The following is a 2,526-nucleotide window of genomic DNA, read 5'->3' as shown; positions in this document are numbered from 1 at the left end:
GCACGAACCCGCTTCGCGGGAGGGGCGCTGGCGGCGAGGGTGATGTAGAACGACAGGCGTAGCGCCTGATCCGAGAGAGGCAGACGATTGTGGCTCCTTCAACCAAGGAGTCGAACGATGAACGAGATTATTGCGATTGGGCCGATCAGCCCGCTTCGCCAGCGGCTGATTGAGGATATGACCATCCGCCGGTTCGGACCGGACACGCAGCGTAACTACCAGCGCGATGTCGGGCGGTTCGCGACCTGGCTGGGGCGCTCGCCGCATACCGCGACCGCGGAGGATGTCCGCCGGTTCCAGATTGAGCAACGGGAAGCCGGGGTGCCGGCACCGACCATGAACAGCATCGTGGCGGCGCTGCGGTTCCTCTTCACCCACACCCTCGACCGGCCCGATCTTGCACGCAAGCTGGTCCGCACCGCGCACGCCCGCAAGATCCCGGTGGTGCTGACCCAGAGCGAGGTGAAGCGGCTGCTCGATGCGACCACCAGCCTCAAGCATCAGGCCGCATTGTCGGTCGCCTATGGTGCGGGTCTGCGCGTCGGCGAGGTCGCGGCGCTCAAGGTGCGCGATATCGACAGCAAGCGCATGCTGCTCAGGGTCGAGCGTGGCAAGGGCGGGCGATACCGCAATGCCATGTTGCCAGAGGGTTTGCTCTTGCTGCTGCGCGACTGGTGGCGCGCGGGGCGACAGCAGGGTGTGCTCCAGGCTGATGGCTGGCTCTTCCCGGGACGAGACGCCATGCTGCCGATCAGCACACGCCAGCTCCACCGTGTCGTCGTCGAAGCCGCCGAGGCAGCCGACATCGCCAAGCGGGTGGGACCGCACACGCTGCGTCACAGTTTTGCTACGCACCTCCTCGAGGACGGGATCGATATCCGCGTCATTCAGGCGCTGCTCGGCCATTCCAAGCTCAATACCACCGCCTTCTACACGCAAGTGGCGACCAAGACGGTGCGCGCCGTGGTCAGCCCGCTCGACCGGCTCGCACTGGCAGCGCCGGACAAGGAGGCGCCGAGCGGCTGAGGACCGGTGCGCGCCGCGCTCGAGGTCGCCGACGTTTTCCGCGCTGCCGGGCCAGCCTATCGGGCCGCTCATGCCGGGCATCTGAGCCTGCATCAGCTCAAGGTCATGTCGGCGATCGAGCACTGCCGCACCGCCGCGCTGGGCGGGCACGTTGAGGCCTGCACCGACTGCGGCCATTGGCGGATCGCCTACAACTCCTGCCGCAACCGGCATTGCCCCAAGTGCCAGGGCGCCGCCGCGCGCACCTGGCTCGCCGCGCGCGAGGCCGATCTGCTGCCGGTCGGCTATTTCCACGTCGTGTTCACGCTGCCCGCCGAGATCGCCGCCATCGCCTTTACCAACAAGGCGCTGCTCTACGACCTGCTGTTCAAGACCGCGTCCGAGACCACGCTCACCATCGCCGCCGACCCGAAGCATCTCGGTGCCCGCATCGGCATCACCGCCGTGCTCCACACCTGGGGCTCGGCCATGACCCACCACCCGCATATCCACATGATCGTGCCAGGCGGCGGTATCGCGCCGGATGGGGAGCGATGGATATCATCCCGCCCGGCCTTCCTCCTGCCGGTGCGCGTGCTGGGCGCCTTGTTCCGCCGCCTGTTCCTCACCCGGCTGCTGGCGCTTCACGATGCCGGCAAGCTCGCCTTCTTCGGTCGGCTCGCTCATCTCGCCGATCGTCGCGCATTCCTGCGCCACCTCGCGCCGGTGCGCAAAAAGCGCTGGGTGGTCTACGCCAAGCCGCCCTTCGCCGGTCCCGAGGCCGTGCTCGCCTATCTCTCGCGCTACACCCACCGGGTCGCCATCTCGAACAGTCGCCTCCTGAGGCTCGACGAGCATGGGGTCACGTTCCGCTACAAGGACTATCGCCGTTCCGCACCAGACCGGCAGCAGGTCATGACGCTCAGCGCACACGAGTTCATCCGCCGCTTCCTGCTGCACTGCCTGCCACGCGGGTTCCATCGCATCCGCCACTACGGCCTGCTCGCCAGCGGCACCCGCAAGGCCCACCTCGAGCGCGCCCGCCGCCTGCTCGCCCTCGCACCGCCCACCGCGGTCGAGCCACCCACCGAACCACCCGATCCGCACCCGCCATGCCCTTGCTGCGGCGGGACCATGATCATCATCGAGACCATCGAACGCCGCTATCTGCCGCGAGGCCCGCCATGACCCATCGCCCCATCCGGGAACCTTGCGTCGTGACCCGGCACGGCCCGACACTGCCAGACCTCACCGCAACCGCGCTTCCGGGGACGAGGACGTCTACATATCATCCGCCCAGGAGCAGTCGTCCCATCGCCAAAATCGGACGGACGAGCTCCCCACAGCCGCCCTGTCACTCCAAAATCGGACGGGCTGCTCTCAGACCTGTCCGCTTATCGACACCGTCAGCAGACGCCCGGACCGGTCCAAAATCGAAATCCCCATAGCTCAGCGCATGCGGCCCGCAGGTTCGGGCACCGTCGACTTTCCGACGCCTCACGGCGTCCGAAACTCTAAACG

The 2,526-nt window shown here is 67.3% G+C and carries 2 protein-coding genes; both read left to right on the top strand.

The genetic code is table 11. The features are described from left to right. Positions 1–117 precede the first annotated feature (117 nt). Complete coding sequence (locus tag C0V72_RS15945; protein ID WP_101795110.1) at positions 118–1,026, top strand: tyrosine-type recombinase/integrase; 909 nt, start codon at positions 118–120, stop codon at positions 1,024–1,026. Between the two features lie 6 nt (positions 1,027–1,032). Next, the gene (locus C0V72_RS15940) at positions 1,033–2,193 is read left to right on the top strand and encodes an IS91 family transposase (protein ID WP_101795109.1); all 1,161 of its coding nucleotides are present in this window, start codon (positions 1,033–1,035) and stop codon (positions 2,191–2,193) included. Positions 2,194–2,526: the final 333 nt, after the last annotated feature.

The organism is Porphyrobacter sp. TH134 (assembly GCF_002855495.1).
Taxonomy (GTDB): domain Bacteria; phylum Pseudomonadota; class Alphaproteobacteria; order Sphingomonadales; family Sphingomonadaceae; genus Erythrobacter.
This window is presented reverse-complemented; position numbering and strand designations above follow the sequence as displayed.

What these genes read in the sequence shown, in the direction of transcription:
- C0V72_RS15945 (WP_101795110.1), top strand. Translation starts at nt 118, where the DNA reads ATGAACGAGATTATTGCGATTGGGCCGATCAGCCCGCTTCGCCAGCGG.